We start from the raw sequence: 24,268 nt of genomic DNA on the forward strand, positions 1-24,268 counted from the left end.
GCGCCGTCAGCGCGCGAGGTGCTCCAGGAAGGCGGCCCAAGCCGTGGGGGTGGCGGTGATGATGGGGCCAGGGTTCTTGGAGTCGCGGAGGTGGGCGAGGTCGGGGCGGAGCCGGACCTCAACACAGTCGGACTGCTCACCGCCGGTGCTGAAGCTGCTCTTGCGCCACCTGTCCTGAGTCATTCCGACAGTCTCCCACTCGATCATGCTCAGCAGCGATGTCGGCGAGAAGCTTGCGGGACTCCTGGGCGTTCAAGGAAACGGCGGCCACCCACCGGAGAACGTCGTAGTAGCGGTCGACGTGAACCTTGTCTTGCAGGAAGAGACCGCCGACGTGGTTGTCGAGGTAGGTGAGGGTTCGGTAGCGGTGGTCGAACTCGAACATTCGGAAGGAGCCGCCGAAGGAGTGGCCGTCGGGCACGACTCGGATCTTGACGTTCCACTGATCTGCGAGGAACAGCAGTGCCAGCAGTTGTTCCGCCATGGTCTGATGGTTGTTCACCACCGTGCGCAGTGCGCGCTCGTGGATGAGGAAGGTGAACGTGGCGGGACTGCGGCGGAACAGGATGCGCTGCCGTTCGATTCGGGCCTGCACACTTCGCTGCACATCGGCGCCGGGTGCGGCGTTCGGCGCGAGCAGGGTGCGCATGTAGGTCTCGGTCTGCAGGAGGCCGGGGATCAGCTCCGGCTCGTAGCTGACCGACCGAGCGGCGGACGACTCATGGAAGACCAATGACCGGAGGGCGTCGCCTACCCATTGGCCGTGGGTGCAGAGCCAGTAGCCGCGTGGGTCGTTCACTTCGCGGCAGAATTTGACCAGGCGTTGGACGTCCTGGAACTTGGCCCCACACGAGGCCAAGTAGTGGACTACCTCGATCTCGGTTGTGGTGCCTCGTTCTCCGACCTCCAAGCGGTGCAGTTGCGGAGCCGACTTGCCGACCCGAGCCCCCAGCGCTTTGAGGGACAACCCGGCCGCTTCCCTGTGCACACGAAGCAGATCGCCCAGCTCGCGACTGCCCGCGCCGTTTCTCACTCCCATTGGGCCGACAATAGGCAACAACGAAGCGATGGGGTGCACTTCCCGACAGAGTGCACCCCATCGACTGAGGCGTTTCCATCACTGGAACGGGCTACAGCCCCAGCGCCTCGGCGGCCAGCTGGGTGCCCTTGACGCGGGCGGCGATCTTGGCGAAGGCCGTGTCGCGCGAGGTCGATACGTCGTCGGCGAAGGGAGAGAAGCCGCAGTCGTCGCAGGTGCCCAGGTGGTCGGCTGGGATGTACTGGGCTGCGGTCAGGACTCGGTCGCGGACCTGCTCCGGGGTCTCCACGACGGGGTTGATCGGGTCGATGACGCCGACGAAGACCTTCTGGTTCTCCCGGCGGTGTTCCCTGATGACCGACAGCACGCGCTCCGGCTCCGACTCGCTGGCCAGCTGGACGTAGACGCGGCCGACGTTCAGTTGGAACAGGGTCGGCAGGAGTTCCGCGTAGTCCACATCAAGGCTGTGGACCGAGTCCTGGTCGCCGCCGGGGCAGGTGTGGACGCCGATGCGGGCGCGCTCCTCCTCGGTGAACCGGGAGAGCACCTGGTTGTTCAGGGCGACGAACGACTCCAGCAGGCCGCCGGACGGGTCGAGTTTCAGCGACAGCCTGCCCTCGGTGAAGTCGATCTGCACGCTGTCGGCGCCCGCGTCGAGGCTGCGGCGGATGTCGGCTTCGGCGCCGTCGACCAGGTCGGCGGTGAACTTGTCGCGGTCGTAGCCCTCGATGCCGTCGGTCGGGTAGAGCAGGCTCAGCGCGGACGCGGCGATCACGGCCTGCTTGACCGGCAGCGAAGTGTGCGCGCGGGCCTTGGTCAGGTACTCGTCCGCGTGGACCTGGTAGCTGAAGGGACCAGTCAACCGAGGCAGCTGCCGCGTGTGACCATCGGCGAACGGGATGACCGCGCCTTCCGGGTGCAGCGCCTCCAGGCCCGAGATCGGGTACGTGGCGAAGCTGGGCTTGCCCTGCTCGCCGTCGGTGATGACCGGGGAGCCGGTTTCCTCGAAGCGGCGCAGCGTGTCGACCAGTGCCTCGTCGGACAGCTCGGCCAGGCGGGCGTCGTCGATCTTGCCCGCGGCGTGGTCGCCGAAGGCCTGGATCAGGGCCTGGGGGCGGGGAATGCTTCCGATCGGCTCAGTGGGGAGCGACACGTCGGGAGTCCTCTCGGTGATCTTGGGGGGTCACCGTGAGGGTGGCCTAACCAGGGCCGGTCGGAGTAGACCGCCGACCCTGGTTAACCCGAAGAGATGAACCTAGTGCTTCCCAACCCCTATCCACTCGAACCCGGCTCGCCGCGCCACGGCGGGGTCGAGGAGGTTGCGGGTGTCGATCACGATCGGCTTGCGCACCGCGCCAGCCAGGCGGTTCCAGTCGAGCGACCGGAACTCGGGCCACTCGGTGAGCACGATCAGCGCCTCGGCCTCCTCCGCCGCCTCGTAAGGGTCGGCGACCACCCGCACCGGGGCGAGTTCGGAGTGCTGGACGCCGGGGCGCAAAGCCGGGTCGTAGCCGGTCAGCTCGGCACCGGCCTGGCGCAGCAGCGCGGCGACGGCGAGGGCGGGCGAGTCGCGCAGGTCGTCGGTGCCCGCCTTGAAGGTCAGCCCGAGCAGGCCGATCTTCACGTGCGACAACGAGCCGCCGCGCTTGCCCGTGACGGCGAGGCGCACCTTCTCCACCATGCGCAGGCGCTGCCGCGTGTTGGTGTCGATCGTGGCCCTGATCAGCCGGAACTCGAAGTCAGCGGCGTCGGCCAGCTGCAGCATCGCCGAGGTGTCCTTGGGCAGGCACGAGCCGCCCCAGCCGGGGCCGGGGTTGAGGAACGCCTGGCCGATGCGCTTGTCGTAGCCCATGCCCTCGGTGACGTCGGTGATGTCCGCACCGAGGCGGTCGCACAGCTCGGCCACCGCGTTCACATACGACAGCTTCATCGCGAGGAAGCAGTTGGCCGCGTACTTGACCAGTTCCGCGCTGGGCGCGTCGGTCAGCACCGTCGGGGCGCCGAGCTTGGCGTAGAGCGCCGCGACGCGCTCGGCGGCGTCCTGCTTGCTGCCGCCGACCACGATGCGGTCGGGGTTGAGGAAGTCGTAGACGGCGCTGCCCTCGCGGAGGAACTCCGGGTTGGACACCACGGCCACGTCGTCGCGGACCAACAGCTCTTCCGTGCGTTCGGCCGTGCCGACCGGGACCGTGGACTTGTTGACCACGACCGCACCCGTCGGCAGCAGGTCGCGCACCTCTTCGATAACCGACTCGACGATGCTGAGATCAGCGACGCCGCCCACACCCATCGGCGTCGGCACGCACAGGAACACGACCTCCGGGCCCAGCTCCGTGTGCTTGACCGCGGCGCCCGCGCCGAGCACGAACGTCAGCCTGCCCGCGGCGATGCCCTCGGCGACCAACTCGGCCAGCCCCGGTTCGAGGATGTCGACCTCGCCCTGCGAGAGCCGCTTGACCTTGTCCGCGTCGACATCCGCGCACACCACGTCATGGCCCAGCGAGGCCAGACAGGCCCCCGTCGTGAGCCCGACGTACCCGGTCCCGATCACGGCGATCCGTCGTACGAACACCGAATTCCCCTCCCGCAACTTCGGTTCAGCTCGCCTGTGGCCCCGGGCCGCTCTGCGACTCGGTCAGCTGTTCCGGCGCCGCCATGATGCGAGTCGCGGCGAAGGCCCGCAATGCCGTCTCGTCGCGAAGATCCACAAGTCGGTTGCCCCACTGGTCGGTCAGGTCGCCGTCCGCACCCTCCGACCTGCGGTCGGTGGTGGGCCAGCCCTCCGGGAACGGGCCCTTGGAAGGAAAGTGGAGAAGTTCGTCATACACGCCGATGTAGGCCTGCGCCTGCGGCCGCCAGTCGAGCACCTGCTCGGCGCGGCGGCGGCCCGCGGTGCCCAGTTCGGACCGGCGCTCCGGGTCGTCGGCGAGCGCGACCACGGCGTCGGCGAGGCCGTCGCTGTCGCCGGGTTCGACGTAGACCGCGCAGTCCCCACCGGACACCACGGTCTCGGTGAGGCGGTAGGCGACCACGGGCAGCGCGTAGGCCATGTACTCCATGGTCTTGTTCATCGTGGAGACATCGTTGAGCGGGCTGCGCGGGTCTGGCGACAGGCCGATCGACGCCGCCGACAGGTATTTCGCGATCTGCTCGGGGCCGACCCGGCCGGTGAACTCAACGTAGTCGTCGAGGCCGAGGTCGGTGCTCTGCCGCTTGAGGTCCTCCAGGCAGTCGCCGAAGCCGAGCAGCACGAAGCGGAAGTCCTTGCGGCCGTGCAGGTTCACGATCCGGTCGGCCGCCTCCAGCACACCGTCCACACCGTCCTGCGGTCCCATGATCCCCAGATACGCCACCAGGTGCTTGCCACCGCGGCGCACCGAGGGGTCGGCGTAAACGGGACGCATCACGGAGGTGTCCGGCCCGGAACGCACAACAGTCGTGTGTTCACGCGGCACACCCCCGCGGTTCACCGCGATGTCCTGATAGGACGTATTGGTGGAGATCACCCGGTTCGCGGTGCGGAAGGTCCGGCGCTCCAACCACTTGAGGATGGCGAGCTGGATCTTCGACGGCAGCGACTTGGGCTCGCCGAAGCGGGAGCGGAAGACCTCCGGGTTGAGGTCGTGGTGGTCGAAGACGAACTTGACCCCGGTGAGCTTCCACGGCAGCGCGAGCGCCCAGTAGGTGTCCGGCGGGTTGCACGCCTGCATGACGTCGAACCGGGCGCGGCGGCGGACCTTGAGGGACAGCGCGGCGGTGCGCAGCCAGCAGTAGACGAACTCCCACGCGTAGCCGACGAGGCCGTCGGCCTGCTTGGGCGGGGCGTACTTGTAGAGGTGCACGCCGTCGAGCACGGCGTAGGCCGGGTCGCCGGGGCCCTTCGGGCAGATCACCGAAACCTCGTACCCGGCCGCCCGCAGCGCGCGGCACTCCAGCCAGACCCGGCGGTCCAGCGGGACGGGCAGGTTCTGCACGATGATCAGGACGTGCGGCGCCACGGGTACCTCTTCCTGCTGCGGGAGTCACGGACTGATTCGGGCGCGCGGGCAATGTTGTTACAGACCGTGGTCCTCGGCCGATGTGCTTCCATGAGGCACCGCGGCACGCGGACCAGCTGCGGAGGTGTGCGGGTTGTATGTGGCATCCACCAGGGCGACCAGGGGCACGTCCCGGTCCGGCGGCAGCCGAATCCCCACGACGGTGGTGCTGCTGGGGACCGTGAGCCTGCTCACGGACATCTCCGCGGAGATGATCACCGCGTTCCTGCCGGTGTACGTGATCTTCAACCTGCAGATGTCGTACCTGCAGCTGGGCTTGCTCGACGGGATCTACACCGGGGCGACGGCCGTGCTGCGGCTCGTCGGCGGCCACGTCGCCGACCGGGTGCACCGGCACAAGACGGTCGCGGCGGTGGGCTACGGGCTGTCGGCGGCGACCAAGCTGGTCTTCCCGTCGGTCGGCGCGTCCGCGGTGGGCCTCGGCGGGGTGCTGGCGGTCGACCGGGCGGGCAAGGGCCTGCGGACGGCGCCCCGGGACGCGATGATTTCGCTGGTCACGCCGCCGGGCCGGCTCGGCGCGGCGTTCGGCGTGCACCGGACGATGGACACGATCGGCGCGCTGCTCGGCCCGCTGGCCACATTCGCGGTGCTGACCTGGCTGACCACGAGCCCCGGCCCGATCTTCGTGATCAGCTTCGGCTTCGGCCTGCTCGGGCTCATCGTGCTGGTGTTCTTCGTCCGCCAGCCCGGCCGCGAACGCGTGCCCGGCAAGAAAATCACCCTGCGTGACACCGTGGACCTCGTGCGCGACAAGGGAATGCGCCGCACGACGATCGCGGCGGGGCTGCTGGGCCTGGCCACGATCTCCGATGTGTTCGTGTTCGTCGTGTTGCAGAAGGTGTCCGGGGTGTCGCCCGCGTGGCTGGCGCTGATGCCGGTCGGCACGGCGCTGACGTTCCTGCTGGCCGCCACACCGCTGGGCAGGCTGTCCGACCGGGTCGGGCGCTGGCGCATGTTCTTCGCGGGCCACGTCGTGCTCGGCGCGGTGTACCTGCTGCTGCTCGGCCCGTTCACCGGCGTGCCGCTCGTGATCGTCACCGTCGCGCTCCACGGGCTGTTCTACGCCGCGACAGACGGCGTGCTGATGGCGCACGGCTCGACGCTGGTGCCGGAGCGGCTGCGCGCGAGCGGGCTGTCTATCGTGCAAACCGGCCAGGCGCTGGCCAGGCTCGCCTCGTCCGTCGGCTTCGGGCTGCTGCTGCAGCGGCTCGACTTCAGCACGGCGGTGCTGATCGCGCTCGGCGCCATGGTCGCCGCCCTCGTCGGGGTGGCGCTGCTGATCCGGCCGGAGGTCGCGCGGTGAAGGACTGGTTCGTGCGGAACAGGATCGCCGCGGGGGTCGTGGCGATCGTGCTCGTCGTCGCGGCGGCCACGGTGTACGTGGTCACGACGGTGAACTCGCAGGCACCCGCGACCGCGGCCAAGGGCGCGCCCGCGCTGACCTACGTCGACAACGGCGGCGGACAGAACCTCGTGACGCGGCTCGACAAGGACGGCAACCGCTCGACCGGCGACCTCAAGTGCCTGCGCGTCTACAAGGCGGGCGACACGACGGTCTGCCTGAAGATGACCTTGCCCGGCGCCTACAGCGCGTCCGTGCTGGACAAGTCGGGTGCCGAGGTGAAATCGGTGCCGCTGCCGGGGACGCCGAGCCGCGCGCGGGTCTCGGCGTCGGGCCGGATGGTGTCGTGGACGGTCTTCGTGACCGGCGACTCGTACCTCGCGCCTGGCGGGTTCTCGACCCGGACCGGCGTGCTCGACCTGCGCACCGGCACGCTCGTGGAGACGCTGGAGGGCTTCGCCACGACCATCGAGGGCAAGCTCGACGACCGGACGAACGAGAACTACTGGGGCGTGACGTTCGCCGAGGACGACAACACCTTCTACGCCACCCTCGGCTCCGGGAACACGACCTGGCTGGTCAAGGGCGACTTCGCGGCCAAGACGATGACCACGGTCCGGCAGAGCGCGGAGTGCCCGTCGCTGTCGCCGGACGGCACCCGGGTCGCCTACAAGAAGCGCGGCGGGCGGTTGGGCACCTGGCAGCTCTTCGTGCTCGACATCGCCTCCGGCCGGGAGACCTACCTGTCCGGGTCCGACGGCGTCGACGACCAGGCCGCCTGGCTCGACAACGACACCCTGGCCTACGCGAAGGCCAGGCAGGGCGGGGCGCCGACGATCTACAGCTCCCCCGCCGACGGCTCGGCCGAACCCACGGAACTGGTCCCCACAGCGTCGTCCCCCTCACCCTGAACTCGGGCGAAGGGGACGACATCGGGGGATCAGCTCGGTCGCGGAATCAGGGCGCCGGAGGCCGTCTTGTTGTTGGACCACTCGGCGATGCTGCCCGGGTTGGGCACGTGGACCTCACCCCAGCCGCCCGCTGTCGTGCCGAACTGATTGTTCGTCACGACCGCGCCGCGCATCGAGTCGCCGATGCGCAGGATGTACCCGCCGCCCGCGAGGTAGTTGCCGACGATCTGGAGACCGCCTGCCGGGGCGTCGGACATGATGAACACCGCGCCGTTCTGGTGGGTGCCGTCGTATGCCTTGCCGTCGGCGCTGATGTCGATCCGGTTGTAGCGGATCACCAGGTTGGGGCCGCCGTAAGCCTGGATGCCGTCGTTGTGCGTGTTGTTCGGGTAGGCACCCGCGCGCAGCATCCCGTGGATGTAGTTCTGCTCGATCGTGGAGTTGCCCGGGCCGTTCTGGATGCCGTCGGGCGTGCCGGAGATGTCGCAGCGGATCACGGTCACCGTGGCGTCGCCGTGGATGGCGCCGTTGCCCCACGAGGAGCCGGGCCACTGGGTGTCCTTGTAGGTGATCGTCGTGTCGCGCACGTCGATGTGGCCGCTGTTGCCCAGCAGGGGCGCCCAGCTGTAGTGGTTGCCCTCGATGATCGAGTTGCGGATGGTCAGCGTGCCGCCGCCGTTGTACTCGATGCCGCCCTTGACGTAGACGCCGTCGAGGGTCACGTTGCCGCTGAACCGCAGCGCGCCCGCGTTCCAGCGGGTGCCCGCCGGGGCGGTGGTCGTGCCGTCCACGACCCTGAGCTTGCTCACGTCACCGCGGAAACCGACCTGGCCGGGCTGCGGGACGGTGCCGGGCGCCGGGGCGCCGCCGGGCGGAGGCGGCTGCGGGGCGGGCTGGGGCTTGGGTGACGACGAGGTCGACGGCTTCGCGGTCGTGGTCGTCGGGGCCGCTGAGGAGGACGACGTCGTGGTCGTCGGCGCGGCGGTGGTCGTGGGTGCCGAGGTGGGCGCCGGGTCGATGGTGATGCTCGTGGACGGGACAGGCAGGTCCGGCGCGGGCTTGCCCGCCATCGGCTTGCAGCCTGCCGTCAGCATGATCGCGCCCACTGCCACGCCTGCCGCGATCGCGATCTTGCGGACGCGCCTGGCGTGGCTGTTGCGTAACTCCGCTTGATGTCGAGCGGACATGAGATCCTTCCGGTTGGCAATAAGTCGCCCCCGTTGCGGGACAAGGAAATCCCGCAGGCCGGCAGGGGATTTGGGTCCTGCCAAGCCGGTCGGCACTCTATGCACATCGCTCGCCAGATCACAACAGGGTCACGATGCGCACGTCAGAACGGTCACGACCAGTGTGACACCGGCCTCATGGGGCGCGCGCGACACTCCGTAACGATTCGGCAGGCGACGCGATCCCTTGGCAGAGCACCTCTCACCACGAAGCCCGGGAGCCGTCATGCAGACAGGCACGCGTCCGGCCCCCGCGGGCGCCGGGGAGCGGGCGGTACGCGGGCGGCCGTCACGCTGGCTTTCGGTCACGGCGCTGGCCTGCGCACTCGCGGCTATCCGCCTCGCGGTGGCGATCTTCGCCGACTACGACCGGGTCGTCGGCACGTTCGACGACGACGCGTTCTACTACTTCGGGGTCGCCGCCCACATCGCCGCCGGGGACGGCTCGACGTTCAGCGGCATCGACCCGACCAACGGCTATCACCCGCTGTGGCTGCTGCTACTGGTTCCGGTGTTCTCCATCGCGCAGGGTCACGCGGCCCTCGTTACTGTGACGCTGGTCTCAGTTGCCCTGTTCATCGCCTCCGCGCGCATGATCGACCGGATCGGCGGGTACACGGGTAGGCCGGTGCTGGTCACGGTGTGTTCGGTGCCATTGCTGGTGGTAGGCACGGCGGGCCCGTCGTTCTGGTTCTCCGGGATGGAGACCGGGCTGCTGCTGTTCGCGCTGCTGTGGCTCGCGGCGACATATCTGCGGACCGAGGGCTTCACCGCCGCCGGGTTCGGCGCGGGCGATGCGCGGGTGCCCGGGGCGCTGATGGCGCTGGCCGTGCTGTCACGGCTCGACGCGGTGTTCCCGATGGCGATCCTCGGCGTGCTGGCGCTGGTCTCGTGGAAGCGGGCCGGGCTGCCGTGGCTGAAGCTCGGCGCGTGGCTCGCGGCGTTCCCGGTTGTCGTGCTCGCCGGGTACTTGGCGGTCAACCAGGCGCTGTTCGGCACGCTGGTGCCGGTGTCCGGGCAGGCCAAGGCGCTGGGCGGGACGGGCGGGCTCAACACCGACGTCGTCGGCCAGTTCCTCACCTCGCCGGTGCTGTTCGGCCAGTCGACCTGGCTTGGCGCGCTCGCGGTGGTGGTCGTGGTCGGGGCGCTGCTGGCCCGGGCGGGCGGCGCGCTGGGGCGCGCGGCGGTGTTCGGGGCGATCGTCCTCGGCGGCGGCGTGCTGACTGTTCTCTATTACGCGGTGACGACCAGTTGGCAGCTGTGGCCGTGGTACTTCTCGGCGGCGCCGCTGGCGATCGCCTTGGCCGGGCCCGCGCTGGTGAGCCGGGTCAAGGTGCCCGCGCGGGGGCTCGTCGCGGCGGCGGTCGTCCTGCTGGTGGTGGCCACGACGTCGGCCAACGCGGTGCGGTCGGCGCGGGGCGGGGTGGCGCGGTCGGCGTTCATCGAGGCCGGGCCCGCGGTGGCGGCGAAGATCGACGCGCTGATGCCGTACGGGCTGCCGATGGCCATGGGCGACCGGGCGGGCAGCGTCGGCTTCCACGTCCACCGTCCGCTCGTGCACTTGGAGGGCCTGGTCAATTCGGCCGAGTACCTCGACGCGCTGCGCGAGGGGCGGGTGCCGGAGTTCCTGGCCGAGCGGGACGTGGCGCTGTACGCGCGCGGCGACTCGTCGCCGGGGGAACCGGTCGCCGACCAGGCGGGATGTGTGAAGTTCACGGAGCCGCAGCAGGGTGGCGGCACGAAGTTCACCGTGGTGGTCTGTGAGCAGGACCTGCTGTTGACCGAACCTCTTAGTGACGGAACGTCGTACAGAGTGTGGCGATACCACCCGAATCTTCAGCCGGGTTAGGCCGAACGACTTAATTTAGACTTGCGGATAGATCACATGGAGTAACGGCTTTCTCGGAAGCCACGATTTACCAGGCATAGGGAAGCCGGACCTGTTGCTCGGCGCTACGCGGGGTGTTGGGGCGCGGATGGACTTCTGGAAGACACTGCTCGTCCTGCTGAAGCGGTGGTACGTGGCGCTGCCCGTCTTCGCCGTCGCCATCGGCGGCGCGGGCGCGGTGTACGCGGTCATGCCCATGCACTACGAGTCGACGGGCGTCATCGTGCTGACCGCCCCGCCCAGCGGGCCGACCACCACGGTCACCGGCCAGAGCGGGCAGACCAACCCGCTGCTGGCGTTCGAGAGCAGCCTCGCCATCTCGGCGTCCATCGTGATCCAGAGCATCAACACGCCCGAGGTCGTCAAGGAGATGGGCGCGGACAAGCCGGACCACACCTTCGTACTGACCGGCGGCGCCGAGGGCGGCCCGTTCATCAGCGTCAAGACGGAGAGCAAGTCCGAGCAGGGCGCACGGGACCTCGTCGTCCAGGTCCTCGACCGGGTCAAGGGCGAGCTGCAGAAGCGACAGGAACTGCTGAAGGCGCCGACGAGCACGTTCATCGGGGTCGACGACGTGGTGCCGCCGACCAAGCCGGAACCCCTGCGCGGCGGCAAGCTGCGCGCGGCCGGTGTGGCGCTGGTGCTGGGCCTGGTGGCGAGCCTGGCGGCGGTGTTCGGCTTCGAGAGCTTCCAGAGCCGCAAGCGGCGGGCCGAAGAGGCCGAGCTGGATGAGGACTTCGATGAGGAGCCGGAGGACGAGCCCGTCGCACCGGTGAAGAAGGCCGCGGTGAAGCAGGCTGTCGTGGAGGACGAGCCGGTGGAGGTCGCGCCGCGTGCGGTCCCCGCGCCTGCCGACCACACCCAGCGGGTGGCGCCGGTCCGGGCGAAGCAGAACGGGCACCCGGCCAAGCAGGCCGCCCACCCGAAGCCCGCGACTCCGCACGGGAAGCCCGCCCCGCAGCACGGCCCGAAGCAGCCGGCCGCCGCGAACGCGGGTCAGGCAGGCGGCCCGGCCCCGGCCAATGGCTCGGTCCCCGCCGGCGGTCCGGCTCCGGCAGGCGGCCAGGCTCCGGCCAATGGTCCGACACCGGCGAACGGTCCGGCTCCGGCGAACGGCCAGGCACCCGGCAAGCAGGCCCCGGCCAACGGGCACCCCCAGCAGGCGCCCGCCAACGGACAGGCCAAGCCGTCCCGAGTGAACGGCCAACCGGTCGGCACCGGCCCCAACCCGAGCAACTGGCCCGCCGACGAATGGCGCGAACCGCCGACACTGCGGATGAAACCCGCGCAGGCACCGCCAGACCAGCGAAGCTGACCCAGTGGCCACCGACCGGCCCGTCGCAGGCCAGGGCGCCGACGGCGAACCCCCCGTCGGTGCCGAAGGCCGCGCCCCCACCGACCGACGACCGACGGCGACGCGCCCAGCGCCAGTCAAGCGCGTCGGCGCTCGTCCGAACGGACGGCCGCGACCGGCGGCACGCGCGGCGGTGAAGAAGGTGCCCGCTGAGCGGGAGCGGTTGCCGATCATGCGGAAAGAGGGCAAGCAGCGCGCCGATGGGGCGACCCTCGCCTGTTGCTACGCGCTCGCCATGACGTGTATTCCGGCTGGGCTTGTCCTCAAGGGCCTGCCCATGTCGATCACCCCGGGCATGGCCATCGGCCTCGCCATGGGGATTCTCTGGTTCTGTGCGCAGCTCGTCACGACCCTCGGGGTGGCCAAAGGGCGCAACGCCGCCCGGACCGCCCTCTTCCTCTTCGCCTGTTCGCAGCTGGCCACCTACGGATACGCGACCTACGGCTATCTGCCCTCCGACGAACTAGCCGCCGCCGACCGGACCCTGATCACGCTCATGGCCGTGTTCTCCGTCGGCCTCGCCGTATGTGACGGCGTGCGCGGGCTCGATCGGCTCGACCGGTTGCTGAAGGTCATGGTCGGTGGTGCGACGTTCATGGCGGCCGTCGGCATCCTGCAGTTCTCCCTCGCGCTCGACCTGACCCAGTACCTCTCGTTCCCCATTCTCAAGGCGCAGGGCGAGATGTCGTTCGTGTTGGAGCGGTCGAACTTCCGCCGCCCCGCTGGCACGTCCGGCCACCCGATCGAGTTCGGCGTCGTCTGCGCGATGACGGTGCCGATCGCGCTGCACTACGCGTTGCGGGCGTTCGACCACGGCGGGCCGCAGAAGCGGTGGTGGTTCTGTCTGGCGATCCTGGCTGTGGCGTCGATGCAGTCGCTGTCGCGGTCGGCGGTGTTGGGGCTGGCCATCGCGGCGATGTTCATCATCCCGGCCATGCCGAAGAAGCGGCGGGTTCGGGCGCTGGGCGCGATCGTGCTGTTCCTCGTCGCGATGCGGGTCATGGTTCCCGGGCTGGTCGGCACGCTCTACAGCCTGTTCACCAGCATCAGCGTCGACCCGAGTGCGGAGAGCCGCAGGCGGGCCATCGACCGGGCCGGTGGCGAGATCAGCGAGCACCTGCTGCTCGGCCGCGGCATGGGCACCTACCTGCCGGAGAAGTACGGCTGGCTGGACAACCAGTACCTCGGGACGCTCGTGCAGAACGGCGTCATCGGGATGCTCCTGCTGATCTTCCTCTACGTCGCGGGCTGGTACTGCTGTCTCCGGGTTCGCCTGGCGAGCAAGGACCCTCGGGTTCGCGATCTCGCCATCGCGATCGCCGCGGGCATCGGCGTTCCGGGCATCTCGTCGGCGACGTTCGACCTGCTCGGGTTCGCCGTGGCGACCGGGTTCACCTTCCTGCTGGTCGGCGCGGCCGGGTCACTGTGGCGAACAGTGCAGGAAGAAAGGGCCGCCGAGGCGCAACACTCGGCCGTCGAGCCCGATGAACCTGACGTGCCCGACGAAGAAGGCCCCAACAAAACCGAGGTGACCGCTTGACCGCCGAAGCGCCGGAAGAGCCGACGGTCGGCAGCAAGGTCGGCCGCGGCGCGGTGTGGAGCTTGCTCAACACCGTGGTGCTGCGGCTGGGCACGCTCGTCGCGGGGATCGTGTTGGCGCGGCTGCTGTCCCCGGCCGATTACGGTGTGTTCGCCGTCGCGCTGGTCGCGATGACGCTGCTGCAGGCGTTCAACGAACTCGGCGTCAGCCTCGCACTCGTGCGGTGGGAACGCGACGTGCGCGAGTTCGCGCCGACCGCCATGACGATCGCGGTCGGGTTCAGCGTCGCGCTGTACGGCGTCGTGTGGTTCGCCGCGCCCGCGTTCTGCGAGCTGATGGGCAGCCCGGACGCGGTCACCGTCATGCGGGTGCTGTGCCTCGCCGTCGTGTTCGACGGGATCGCGGTGGTGCCCGCGACGATCCTCAACCGCGAGTTCCTCCAGCGGACCCGGTTCCTGTGTGACGCGGCGGCGTTCGTCGTGGTCACGTCGGTGACGATCAGCCTCGCCGCGACCGGCTCCGGGCCGATGAGCTTCGCGATCGGCCAGATCGCGGGCAACCTCGTGTCGGTGACCGCGTACCTGCTGCTGTGCCCGGTGAAGGTGCGGCCGGGCTGGGACGCCGGGATCGCGCGCGAACTGGTCAAGTTCGGCCTTCCCTTGGCCGCGGCGAGCCTGCTCGTGCTGTCGGTGACCAATGTGGACAAGATCGTCGTCGGGTCGCTGACCGACGAGATCGCGCTCGGCCTCTACGTCATGGCGTTCAACCAGTCGAGCCTGCCGCTGCAAGTGTTCTCCGAGGCCGCGCGGCGGGTGTCGCTGGCGGGGTTCTCGCGACTCGTGCACGACAAGCGCCAGTTGGAAGACGCCCTCGGCCGCGGGGTCGGGCTGCTGATGGCGGCCTCGGTCCCCGTGTGCGCGCTGCTCGCGTGCTACGCCGCGCCGATGCTGCACGTCGTCTACGGCGGCCAGTGGACCCCGGCGGCGGTCGCGCTGCAGGTGCTGGCCGGGCTCGGGCTGCTGCGGATCCTGCTGTTCATCGGCTACGACCTGCTCGTCGCGCTCGACGGGAACCGGGTGCTGGTGGGCCTGCAGGTGCTGTGGCTGGCCACCATGCTGCCCGCGCTGCTGATCGGCACCCGTGTCGACGGCATCCGCGGCGCGGCCGTCGCGCAGGTCGCCGTCGCGGCGGTGGTCGTGGTGCCCGCGTTCGCGTGGGTGATCCGGCGGCGCGGCATCTCGCTGCGGCCGTCGCTGCTGGCGTGCCGCCGTCCGTTCATCGGCGGTCTGCTGGTGGTGGCCTCGGCGCTGGTGGTGCGCCAGGTTTTCGAGAACTCGTTGGCCCAGTTGCTCATCGGCGGTCTGCTGGCCGCCGCCGTCTACTTCCCGGTGGTGTACCCGATGCGTGCCCTGCTCCCCGGCCGCGCCCGTGCCGAGGTGGTCGCGTGACCGCCCCGACCAAGGACCGCGGCGGCCTGTCCGCGGCCGTCCGCCGCTCGTTGCGCGACGCGTTCGGCCTGTGGCCGATGCACGAGGCGAAGACCCGGCTGACGCTGGGCAGGCGCGTGCCGGAGCTGCGCCGGTTCGAGGACGGCGAGGTCGCCCGACTGTCCACAGTGGTCGGCGCGCGCCCGTCGACGCTGGTCACGACGGTCATGCCGACCTACAAGCGGCCCGTCCTGCTGCCACTGGCGGTGGAGTCGGCACTGGCGCAGACCGTCGAGGACCAGCTGGTGATCGTCGTGGACGACGGAGCCGGACTGCCGACGCTGCCCGACGACCCGCGGCTGGTCGCGGTGAGCCTGTCGCGGAACTCGGCGGTGCTCGGCCTGGTGCGCAACGTAGGGATCAGGCTGACCCAGTCGAAGTACATCGCCTTCCTCGACGACGACAACACCTGGCGCGAGGACCACCTGGAGAAGACGCTGGCCGCGCTGGGCCGCGGCGCGGACCTCGTGTACTCGGCTGTCGAACGGCGCCGGGCGGACGGGTCGGTGCTCGACGTGCTGTCCGAGCCGTTCGACCACAAGACGCTGGTGGACGACTCGCCGTACGTCGACTCGAACTCGCTGGTGATCCGGCGGGCGCCGGACGTGATCTTCAGCCGGATTCCCCGGGTGAAGGCGACGCTGCCCAAGGAGGACTGGGAGTTCGTGTACCGGATGTCGAAGACCCGGGTCGTGGAGCACGTCCCCGAGCCGACCGTGCGGTACCTGGTGAACGAGGACAGCTACTACACGGAGTGGAACTCCTAGATCGGGTGAATTCCGACGCGCCGACCTGCGCCGATTCGCTTAGGTTGCGCTGGTGACTGATCCTGAGCTGTCGGCCCTGATCGCGTTCTTCGCGGGTGGGCTGCTTTCGGTACTGCTTGTCGTGCCCTACATCGCCTGGAGCTACCGCAAGCGCGGCGAGCTCGGATTCGGGCACGCTCTGCTCGCGTTCGGGTTCCTCATCTACGCGATGGCGCTGTGGACGTACACGCTGCTGCCCGTCCCGGACACCACCCCGCAGTGGTGCGCCGACAACGCGGTCCGCACCATGCAGCTCAGGCCGCTGCAGTTCCTCTCGGACATGCGCAAGGACCAGGTCGGCACCGGTGTCCGGGCGGTGCTGCACAACCCGGCGCTCCAGCAGGCCGTGTTCAACGTGGCCCTGTTCGTGCCACTGGGGATGTTCGGCAGGCACCTGCTTCGGCTGCGACCCATCACCGTCGTCGCGTTGGGCGCGGTGGTGTCGCTGTTCATCGAGGTCACGCAGCGGACCGCCGTGTGGGGCCTGTTCGCGTGCCCGTACCGGCTGTTCGACGTCGACGACCTGATCACCAACACCCTCGGCGCCGCGCTCGGCCTGGCGCTCGCCCCGCTGCTGCGGCTGATGCCCGGCCAGAAAGTCAAGGCCGCGGCGGGCGAGCCGCGGCCGGTGACGACGGCACGCAGGCTGCTGGGGATGGCGGTCGACCTGGTGACCGTCGCGCTGCTCGGGGCGACCTTCCAGGTCATCTACAACGTGATCGCCGTCTATCTGCTCATCGAAGAAGTCCCGGACCAGCACCGACTGCTCACCATCGCCGCCCCCGTCGCGCTGCTGTTGGTGCTGGTGCCCCTGCTGGGCGACGGCGGCACGTTCGGACAACGGGTGGTGCTGCTGCGCCCGATCGGCCCGGACGGCGCGAAACCGTCGATCGGCCGGATGGCCGCCCGGTTCGCCGTGGGGTCGGGTGGCTACTTCGTGCTGGAGTTCTTCGGGGTGCCGCTGGTCGGGTTCCTGCTGCTGGTGGTGAGCGGGGTGATGGCGTGGCGGCCGCGTGGCCACCAGGGCCTGTCCGGGGTGGTGGCGGGGCTGCGTGTCGTCGACAGCCGGGACGCGGCCTTTCGGCGACCGGTGAAGACGTCCCTGGAGGCGGAGAGCCATTAGCGAGTGGGTGTGCCGCAGGGTCCCGGCGGCACACTCGCGGTCATTCGGTGGAGCGGAGTTCGGAGTTCTGTCGCTGGGACTCGTGGAGTTGGTCTTCGAGAGAGACGATTCGGCAGGCGGCGTCGATAGCCGTGCCCTGGTCGACCAACTCCCGCACCCGGGCCGCGATGCGCAACTGGTGGCGGGAGTAGCGACGGTGCCCGCCCGCCGAACGCTGCGGCTGGATCAAACCCGCCTCGTCGAGGCTGCGCAGGAAGTTCTGGCTGGTGTCGAGCATTTCCGCGGCCCGGCCCATCGTGTAGGCGGGGTAGTGGTCATCGTCGAACTTGTCGGCCCCGCTGGAATCGGAAGCGGGGGTCTCGCGTTGGTCAGGAATCATTCCACCTCCACATCACAAGGGACCCCGGGCGCCAAGTGCGGCGCCCAGGGTCCCAGGGGTTGGGTTTCATCATTGTCAACCGGCCGCGAGGCCGGCTTCCGGTATCCGCGGTTTCCGTCCGAGAGACAGAAAGTGCGGAGATCGCTTATTCGTAACCGAGAACCACCTTCCAATCCGATGGGACTGCGGTACCCGCGCGGCACTACTGCACAGCCGCTGCGGGCGATCCAATGATGTAGCCCTTCCCTCCTATTCTGTGTATTCCACTTACCTTGCATCACTTCAGGTACTGCGACTTCAGGTACTGCGACTACCGCGAACGCCACCGGCTGGAACCCTTCCACTGATCGGCCCCAGCACGCGTCACGCCGCTGGCCACTGCCCGGAGCCCCGTCGAAGATCGGCTCCGGCCACCTGACCGTTCTCACACTGACTTTCTTACCTATCGGTCTTGCCAATCTGCCTTGCAACCGCATTTCTTGCACTCTTGCGACTCGCCTCGCGGGTAGTTCGTCATCTCCCGCGCCTGCTTGACGTTGTCTCTCTCGGTACGAGGAGAACACTACACACAGCCGGGATGGAATGTCTACCCCAGCCACCATAGATTTCCTCCGACGGCTGCGGCAGGCGGTCGTCGACAGCCTCGGGATGCAACCTTTCGGCAGGCCACGAGCGTGATTAAGGCGTAGCTACGCACCCAGGGGGTTTGATGAGCGACCGCGACCAGGGCTTCGCCGAGTACTTCGCGGCGAAGTCCGACGCGATGCGCGGCACGGCGTACTTGCTGTGCGGCGACTGGCATCGCGCTGAGGATCTAGTCCAAACAGCGTTCATCAAGCTCTACCGCGTGTGGAACCGGATCGGCGAGCCAGGCAGGCTCGACGCCTACACCCGGCGGATCCTCGTGCACACCTTCCTCGACGAGACCCGACGCGGGTTCTTCCGGCGGGAACAGGTGACCGACGAACCGGCGGACCGGGCAGTCGAGCAGTCCGGGCCGGAAGACCGGCTGGTCCTCGTGCGGGCACTGGCCAGAGTGCCCGCACGGCAGCGCACCGCACTGGTCCTGCGGTACTGGGAAGACCTCTCCCTGGAGGAGACCGCGCAGGCGATGAAGTGCTCGACGGGAACGGTCAAGAGCCAGACCTCCCGCGGCCTCGCCGCCCTGCGCGCTCTCGTCCCAGCCCCTACCGCGACCTTCTGAGAGGGACCCCATGAACGAGCACGACCTGCGCGACGCGCTGGGCGCCACCATGGCCGCCACCGCCGCACCCCCATCCATGAACGGCTCCGTCGTCCTCGACGCGGCCCGCCGCGCCGAACGCAAGCGCAAGGCCACCTTCGCCGGGCTCGGCGCGGCGGGCGCGGTCGCGGTGATCACGGCGGGCGCGGTGCTGCTGCCCGGCCTCGGCGGCACTGATAGCGACACCATCGCCATCGGCGCGCCCAGCCGGACCACGACCACATCGCCGTCGAAGACCGAGACCTCGTGGCCCAACGGCCAGCCAGACCGCACGGCGACCGCGGGCCCGCGCTATGACAAGGCTGTCGAGCTGCTCGACCTGCTGAAAGACGCGCTGCCCAACGGATTCCCGACAGGCGACACGCGGCACCAGGCGCAGTTCGACCAGTACATCGGCCACCGCGAGGCGTGGGAGTACGACGCCTACATCGCGGGGGCCACGGCCAGTGTCATGGTCACGGTGCTCACTCCGGGAAACAGCAGGCCCGAAGACCCCTGCGCAGGCGAACCGATGCTGGTGTGCGAGCCGCTGATAGTCGACAGCGAGAAGGTGTGGATAGTTTCACGCGTTGCGGACGGCAATCAGTTTGATGCGACGAAGGGCGCGTTCTATCGGCACACCGATGGAACAGTCGTCGAGGTCGTGCAGTCCGGAACCGGCCAGCTCCCGCTCACTCAGCAGGAGCTGGCCCGGCTGGCCATGTCGCCGAGGTTCCACCTGTCCTGACGCTAGATGCCCGTCTGCTCCCAGCGGAACACGCGGGCGTGTTGGCGGATGCGCCGGGCCGGGGCGGTGAGGACGAGTGGTGACAGCGTCCTCGCCGTCTTGGTGCCCAGGCGTTCCCGCAGCTTCAGCGTGTGCCACTCGGGCAGCGACGCCGCCTCGGGGAAGGTCTCCACGGCGAAGTCGACCAGCTCGTCGATCGGCGACTCCGCGGTGATCCCCTTGTCGTAAGCCCGGCCCGCGCGCCGCAGCGCGTCTTTGGCCAAGACCCGGCGGACCTGGCGGTCCAGGTCCGCCTTGTCCTTCAGCTGCCCGTCCATCCGGTCGACGATCGAAACGTACGCGGCCAGCCGCTGGCGCAGGTCGGCGACCTGGGAGGCGTAATAGGCCGCGGACATGTTGTTGCCGTGGACCCGGTAGTAAGCCTGGTCGACGCCGCGCAGGTAGCCGACGTCGGTGTGCAGGGCGAAGCGCATCCACATCTCGATGTCGCCGGTGTGGCGCAGGTCGGGGTCGTAGCCGCCGTACTTCTGCTGGACCTCGGTGCGCACCACCACCTCCGGCGAGGTGATGCACCCCTCCCCGAGCGCGAACCTGCGGCGCAGCCACGAGTGTCCGTTGTAGACGGTCCAGCCCTTGTCCGCCGTCCTGGCCAGGGGCAGCGGCTCGCTGCCGTCCCAGTGCAGGGGGCGGCCGTAGGTGAACCCGACCTCCGGGTGCGCATCCATGAGCCGCGTCGCGCGGCGCAGCGCACCCGGGGTCAGGGCGTCGTCGGCGGAGAGGAGAGCGCAGTAGTCCGCGCTCGCCCACTCCAGCAGACCCTCGTTGTAGGTGGCGATGTGGCCCTTGTTGCGGACGTGCTCGACCACCTGCACCCGGCTGTCCTCCGCGGCCAGTTGCCTGGCCACGTCGGCACTTCCGTCGCCGGAGGCGTCGTCGATGACGAGCACCCGGACGTCGACGTCGGGCTGGTCGAGCACGCTCCGCACCGCCGTCGGCAGGACGGACCCGTACTTGTAGCACGGGATGACCACGTCGACGCTGGCCACTGCTTTGCCCCCTGGAACTCGGTTACGGCTGGGTCGTTACGAAGGTTGCGTCGACCCAGTAGTTCGATCCGTTACCCGAGCCGCTCGGGAACACACCGCCGCCGCCGTACTGGTAGACGCCGTTGGGCGCGGTGCCCGTGGTCGCGGGGCCGGTGAGCGGCCCGTTGACGCGGTCGGCGTTGAAGTACTGCGTGCTGTAGCCGTAGCGGCCCGCCGAACCCCAGAACGAGACCACGTAGGTCGACCCGGCCGTGACCGCCACCGGGGAGGCGAAGGTCAGGGTCTGCCAGCCGCTGCTGCTCTCGTTGGTGAACGTGCCGGTCGCCAGCTGCGCGCCCGCGTTCGACCACAGGGTTCCGGTGTGCGAGCCGGGGTCGCCCGCGGCCTTGTAGAACCGGACCCCGGTGATCCACCCGTTCTGCCCCACCCTGATCCGGGTGCCCAGCTCCACCGGTGAGTCGACGGCGAAGTTGCCTGGCGCGTCGGTCGGGCGGAACAGGGTGCACGGGCAGGCGCCCGCCGCGCCGGTGGTGAAGGTCCAGCTGTACGCCGCGGGCATCAGGTTGCCCATGCCGTCACTGGCCCGCACCGAGGCGGTGAAGGTGGCGTTGCCCGCCAGCGCCGAGGTCGACGCGAACGTCATGCTCCGGTTGTCCGGGGCGAGCTGCGTCGAGCCGGAGACCGGGCCGACACCGTTCTGGGTCAGGGTGAACGTCAGCGACGACGGGTTGACCGGCTCGCTGAAGTTCGCCGTGACACCGGTCCCGGTGGAGACGTTGGTGGCGTTGTTCGTCGGGTTCGTCGAGGTCACCGTGGGCGCGGTGGTGTCGGCGCCCTGGGTGTCGACGGTGACGTCGACCCAGTAGTTGTTGGCGTTGAACGTGCTCGACGGGAAACCGCCGCCGTAGACGTAGACGCCGTTGCCGCCCGACGCCGGGGACGTCGGCGCGGTGAGCACGCCTCGGCCCGCGCCCTGGCTCGCGAAGTAGCCGGAGTCGACCGAGTAGTGGCCGGTCGGCGTGCGGTACGAGGCGACGTAGGTCTGGCCCGCCTGGATCTGGATGGGGCTGGCGAAGGTCAGCGACTGCCAGCCGGACGCGGTCTCGTTGGTGAACGTGCCCGTCGCCAGGCGCTGGCCGGAGCTGGTCCACAGCGAGCCAGTGTGCGTGCCGGTGTTGGCGAACGACTTGTAGAAGCGCACGCCGGTGACCGTGGCGTTGGTCCCCACGGTGAACTTCACGCCAAGCTCGACGTCACTTGCGTCGCCCGCGTCGATCGTCGCGGGCACCTTCGCCTTGAACAGGTTGCACGGACACGGCGCGAGGTTGGTGCCGGTGGTGAAGCTCCACGTCTTCGGCGCGGCCAGCGGGTTGCCGTAGCCGTCGGTGGCGTTGAGCGTCACCGAGTGCTGGGTGCTCGCGGGCAGCAGGTCGGTCGGGCTGAAGGTGACCACCTTGTCGTCGACGCTCACGGTGCCGGGCACCGGGTTGCCGCCCGCCTGCACGGTGAACTGGACGCTGCCCGGGTCGACGGCCTCGTTGAACGTCGCGCTGATGCTGGCGTCGACGTAGACGTTGGTCGCGCTGTTGGCCGGGTTGGTCGAGTTGACGACCGGCGGGGTGTTGTCGGCGGAGTCGGTCGTGACGATCACGTCGACCCAGTAGTTGCCGCCGTTGAACGAGCTGTCCGGGAAGCCGGAGCCGTAGCGGAACACGCCGTTGCCGCCGGGCACGCTGCCGGTCGCGGGCGCGGTCAGCGGGACGATGCCCGCTCCCTTGCCGTTGAAGTAGCCCGGGTCGACCGAGTAGTGGCCGGTCGTCGTCGTGTACGAGACGATGTAGGGCTGCCCGGATCTGATCTGTACGGGTGTGGCGAAGTTCAGCGTCTGCCAGCCGCTGGCCGTCTCACCGGAGAACGTCCCGGTGGCCAGGCGCTGACCGGCCGACGACCACAGCGACCCGGTGTGGGTGCCGGTGTTCGTCGCGGCCTTGTAGAACTTCACGCCGGTGACGGTCGCGTTGACCGAGGTGTTGAACTTCGTGCCGACCTCGATCGCGGCGGTGTCGCCGCTGTCGACGGTCGTCGGCATCTGCGTGCCGAAGATCGTGCACGGGCACTGCTGGGCGCCGACGGTGACGTTGACCGTCACCGTGTTGCCGATCGTCGCGCCGTCGTCGGACGCGCGGACCTTGATCGACACCGGGCCGAGCACGCTCGGGGTCCACGCGTAGGACCACGTGTCGAGTCCGGTGGCGCGCTTGTAGGTGGCGCCGCCGTCGACCGAGACCTCGACCGAGGCGACCTTGCCGCCGCCGACGTCGACCGCGGTGCCGGAGATGGTGCGCGGGGTACCCGCGGGGACCGTCGAGCCGTTCGCCGGGCCGGAGACCGTGACGGTCGGGCCGGTGGTGTCGGTGCTCTTGGTGGCCTGCACCATGCCCGCCATCAGCGTGCGCGGCTGGGCGCCCATGTCGGCGAGCATGTTGATCGTGGCCTGCTGCATCGCCGGGGACGTCGGCGCCGTCGGCGGGGCACCGGCCGGGAAGGTGTGGTCGGAGTCCAGGCCCCAGGACCACTGCACGGTCGCGGCGCTGAACACCAGGGCCTTGCTGACCTGGTCGCGGTAGAGCGTGAGCTTGTGGTTGGCCGGGCCGCCGCCGTAGAGGTGGCCGTGGTCCAGCAGCAGCTGTCCGTCGTCGACGGTGACGGTGGTGTCGGACATCGGGATCGACCCCGCGGGGCGCAGGTGGTCCGGGTCGCTGTCCCACTCGTAGCCGAGGGTGCCCGCCGGGAACGTCGTGGTGCCGGTCGCGGTGGCCACGGAGGTGTTGCGCCAGAAGCGGTTGCGGCCGAAGGAGGCCGGGACCTTCAGTGAGTCGGCGCGGTAGCCGTTGACGTAGAACAGGGTGCCGAGAAGCTCGTTCTCGGGACGGCCGCCGTCGGACGGCGGGGACTGGCGCGGGTCGCGCCAAGTGCCGGTCCACTGCGGACTCGGGTCGATCTTGGCGCCGCCGGGGGCCTTGGTCTCCTTGTAGCAGACCATGGTGCGCAGCGCGGTGTTCGATCCGTCGATCGAGTTCTCGAACCTGGTCTTCCAGAACCACGAGTTGCCGGTGAGGAACATCAGGTTCACGCCCGCGGCCTTGGCCTGCTCGACGCCGAGGCGCTGCGCGGCGTTGACGTACTCGTCGTGGCCGGAGGAGATGTAGACCTTGTGGTTCTTCAGCAGCGCGGGGTTGCGGGTGACGTCGACCCCCGACAGGTAGCTGACGTCGTAGCCGTTGCGCTCGAGGAAGCGGATGAGCGGGTACTCGGCGTTGAGGAAATTCGACGTGCCCGCGTTGCGGTACGGGCGGTTGTAGCTGACCTTGAAGGCGCGGCCGTCCGGCGATCCGCTGAACCCGCCCTCGTAGGTGTTGAACTCGTTGATACCGGGGCGGTCGCCGTACTTGTTGTACGCCTGCCAGGTCTGGTCGGAGGTCTGCACGACGATTTCCGACGTCGACGAGTCGTTGCGCACGACGAACGGGTACTGGCTGGCGCCGTTGCCGTCGTTGCGGACGAAGTTGGCGACGTAGAAGCCGGGCACGGCGGTGCTGGGCACGAACCAGCTCGCCGAGACCCCCCAGTTGCCGCAGTCGACGAGACCGGTCGTGGACTGGTAGGCGCACTGCGGCTGGTTCTGCGGCAGCGGCACCGACGGGGTGATCGTCTGCTGCTTGCGGCCGCCCATGCCCTGGTAGTAGCCGAGCCGCACGATGTCGATCGAGTAGTTGTTGCTGGGCGTCTTGATCTTGAAGTCGAGACGCTGTCCCGGCTGGACACTCGTCTGGGTCGCGAAGCCCTCGATGTCGCCGTACTGGCTCTCGATGAACCAGTCGTCGCGCGGGGTTCCCGGCTTCGAGTTCTCACACACGACCGGGTTGGTCGGCGCGTCACAGGGGCCCGCGAGGGCCGGTGAGGCGACCAGCACCGGGAGTCCTATGGCGACGAGAAGTCCGGCGAGTCCGGCGCGCATACCGCGCAACGTCCGCCCATGACCGCGTGCGTCGTGCATCGCACGGTCCATCCGAGCCTCCACGGTACGTAACCGTATGTA

General features: G+C 69.3%; 19 protein-coding genes. 10 read left to right on the forward strand and 9 right to left on the reverse strand.

Annotated elements, in window-relative coordinates; genetic code table 11:
• Nucleotides 1-6 precede the first annotated feature (6 nt).
• From ACSHT8_RS21325 to ACSHT8_RS21345, 5 genes are all read right to left on the reverse strand, one after another.
• Nucleotides 7-183, reverse strand: a complete 177-nt coding sequence (locus ACSHT8_RS21325) for a DUF397 domain-containing protein (RefSeq protein ID WP_436492670.1) — start codon at nt 181-183, stop codon at nt 7-9.
• Nucleotides 137-1,078, reverse strand: a complete 942-nt coding sequence (locus ACSHT8_RS21330) for a helix-turn-helix domain-containing protein (protein WP_436492671.1) — start codon at nt 1,076-1,078, stop codon at nt 137-139. Before ACSHT8_RS21330 ends, ACSHT8_RS21325 begins: the two co-directional genes overlap by 47 nt.
• Nucleotides 1,079-1,130: 52 nt before the next feature.
• Nucleotides 1,131-2,192: a cobalamin-independent methionine synthase II family protein gene (locus tag ACSHT8_RS21335; RefSeq protein ID WP_436492672.1), complete on the reverse strand. Its 1,062-nt coding sequence runs from the start codon at nt 2,190-2,192 to the stop codon at nt 1,131-1,133.
• A gap of 102 nt (nt 2,193-2,294) precedes the next feature.
• Nucleotides 2,295-3,611: a UDP-glucose dehydrogenase family protein gene (locus tag ACSHT8_RS21340; RefSeq protein WP_436492673.1), complete on the reverse strand. Its 1,317-nt coding sequence runs from the start codon at nt 3,609-3,611 to the stop codon at nt 2,295-2,297.
• 25 nt (nt 3,612-3,636) lie between these two features.
• On the reverse strand, nt 3,637-5,037 hold the full coding sequence (locus tag ACSHT8_RS21345; RefSeq protein WP_436492674.1) for a glycosyltransferase family 4 protein: 1,401 nt from the start codon (nt 5,035-5,037) through the stop codon (nt 3,637-3,639).
• 133 nt (nt 5,038-5,170) lie between these two features.
• Between ACSHT8_RS21345 and ACSHT8_RS21350 the strand changes: the two genes are divergently transcribed.
• Nucleotides 5,171-6,400 (forward strand): MFS transporter, encoded by a 1,230-nt coding sequence (locus ACSHT8_RS21350; RefSeq protein WP_436492675.1) that lies wholly within the window; start codon nt 5,171-5,173, stop codon nt 6,398-6,400.
• 11 nt (nt 6,401-6,411) lie between these two features.
• The gene (locus ACSHT8_RS21355) at nt 6,412-7,350 is read left to right on the forward strand and encodes a TolB family protein (protein ID WP_436492676.1); all 939 of its coding nucleotides are present in this window, start codon (nt 6,412-6,414) and stop codon (nt 7,348-7,350) included.
• A 29-nt stretch (nt 7,351-7,379) separates the two neighbouring features.
• On the opposite strand, the gene ACSHT8_RS21360 is transcribed toward ACSHT8_RS21355, so the two are convergent.
• Complete coding sequence (locus tag ACSHT8_RS21360; RefSeq protein ID WP_436492677.1) at nt 7,380-8,537, reverse strand: right-handed parallel beta-helix repeat-containing protein; 1,158 nt, start codon at nt 8,535-8,537, stop codon at nt 7,380-7,382.
• Between the two features lie 265 nt (nt 8,538-8,802).
• Here ACSHT8_RS21360 and ACSHT8_RS21365 point away from each other — a divergent pair, with 265 nt between their 5' ends.
• The 6 genes from ACSHT8_RS21365 (at nt 8,803) to ACSHT8_RS21390 (ending at nt 16,774) form a co-directional block, all read left to right on the forward strand.
• Nucleotides 8,803-10,425, forward strand: a complete 1,623-nt coding sequence (locus ACSHT8_RS21365) for a hypothetical protein (RefSeq protein WP_436492678.1) — start codon at nt 8,803-8,805, stop codon at nt 10,423-10,425.
• Between the two features lie 127 nt (nt 10,426-10,552).
• A complete protein-coding gene (locus tag ACSHT8_RS21370; RefSeq protein ID WP_436492679.1) occupies nt 10,553-11,779 on the forward strand; it encodes a hypothetical protein in 1,227 nt (408 codons plus the stop codon).
• 181 nt (nt 11,780-11,960) lie between these two features.
• Entirely contained in the window at nt 11,961-13,358 is a 1,398-nt protein-coding gene (locus ACSHT8_RS21375) for an O-antigen ligase family protein (RefSeq protein WP_436492680.1), read from the forward strand.
• Entirely contained in the window at nt 13,355-14,806 is a 1,452-nt protein-coding gene (locus ACSHT8_RS21380; RefSeq protein ID WP_436492681.1) for an oligosaccharide flippase family protein, read from the forward strand. Before ACSHT8_RS21375 ends, ACSHT8_RS21380 begins: the two co-directional genes overlap by 4 nt.
• Entirely contained in the window at nt 14,803-15,612 is an 810-nt protein-coding gene (locus ACSHT8_RS21385; protein WP_436492682.1) for a glycosyltransferase family 2 protein, read from the forward strand. Before ACSHT8_RS21380 ends, ACSHT8_RS21385 begins: the two co-directional genes overlap by 4 nt.
• Nucleotides 15,613-15,664: 52 nt before the next feature.
• Nucleotides 15,665-16,774, forward strand: coding sequence for a VanZ family protein (locus ACSHT8_RS21390; RefSeq protein ID WP_436492683.1), 1,110 nt, complete (start codon nt 15,665-15,667; stop codon nt 16,772-16,774).
• Nucleotides 16,775-16,814: 40 nt separating this feature from the next.
• Here ACSHT8_RS21390 and ACSHT8_RS21395 read toward each other — a convergent pair whose 3' ends face one another.
• Entirely contained in the window at nt 16,815-17,153 is a 339-nt protein-coding gene (locus ACSHT8_RS21395; RefSeq protein WP_436492684.1) for a MerR family transcriptional regulator, read from the reverse strand.
• 709 nt (nt 17,154-17,862) lie between these two features.
• Between ACSHT8_RS21395 and ACSHT8_RS21400 the strand changes: the two genes are divergently transcribed.
• Both ACSHT8_RS21400 and ACSHT8_RS21405 read left to right on the forward strand, forming a co-directional pair.
• Nucleotides 17,863-18,357 (forward strand): SigE family RNA polymerase sigma factor, encoded by a 495-nt coding sequence (locus ACSHT8_RS21400; protein ID WP_436492685.1) that lies wholly within the window; start codon nt 17,863-17,865, stop codon nt 18,355-18,357.
• A 10-nt stretch (nt 18,358-18,367) separates the two neighbouring features.
• Nucleotides 18,368-19,123, forward strand: coding sequence for a hypothetical protein (locus tag ACSHT8_RS21405; RefSeq protein ID WP_436492686.1), 756 nt, complete (start codon nt 18,368-18,370; stop codon nt 19,121-19,123).
• Between the two features lie 2 nt (nt 19,124-19,125).
• Here the strand turns inward: ACSHT8_RS21405 and ACSHT8_RS21410 are convergent, their stop codons facing one another.
• Nucleotides 19,126-20,169 carry a glycosyltransferase family 2 protein gene (locus tag ACSHT8_RS21410; RefSeq protein WP_436492687.1) on the reverse strand — a complete coding sequence of 348 codons (1,044 nt, stop codon included), beginning with the start codon at nt 20,167-20,169 and terminating at the stop codon, nt 19,126-19,128.
• 22 nt (nt 20,170-20,191) lie between these two features.
• Nucleotides 20,192-24,226, reverse strand: a complete 4,035-nt coding sequence (locus tag ACSHT8_RS21415; protein ID WP_436492688.1) for a DUF4082 domain-containing protein — start codon at nt 24,224-24,226, stop codon at nt 20,192-20,194.
• Nucleotides 24,227-24,268 lie beyond the last annotated feature (42 nt).

Origin of the sequence: Actinokineospora sp. HUAS TT18 (genome assembly GCF_051364635.1) — a bacterium.
Lineage (GTDB): Bacteria > Actinomycetota > Actinomycetes > Mycobacteriales > Pseudonocardiaceae > Actinokineospora.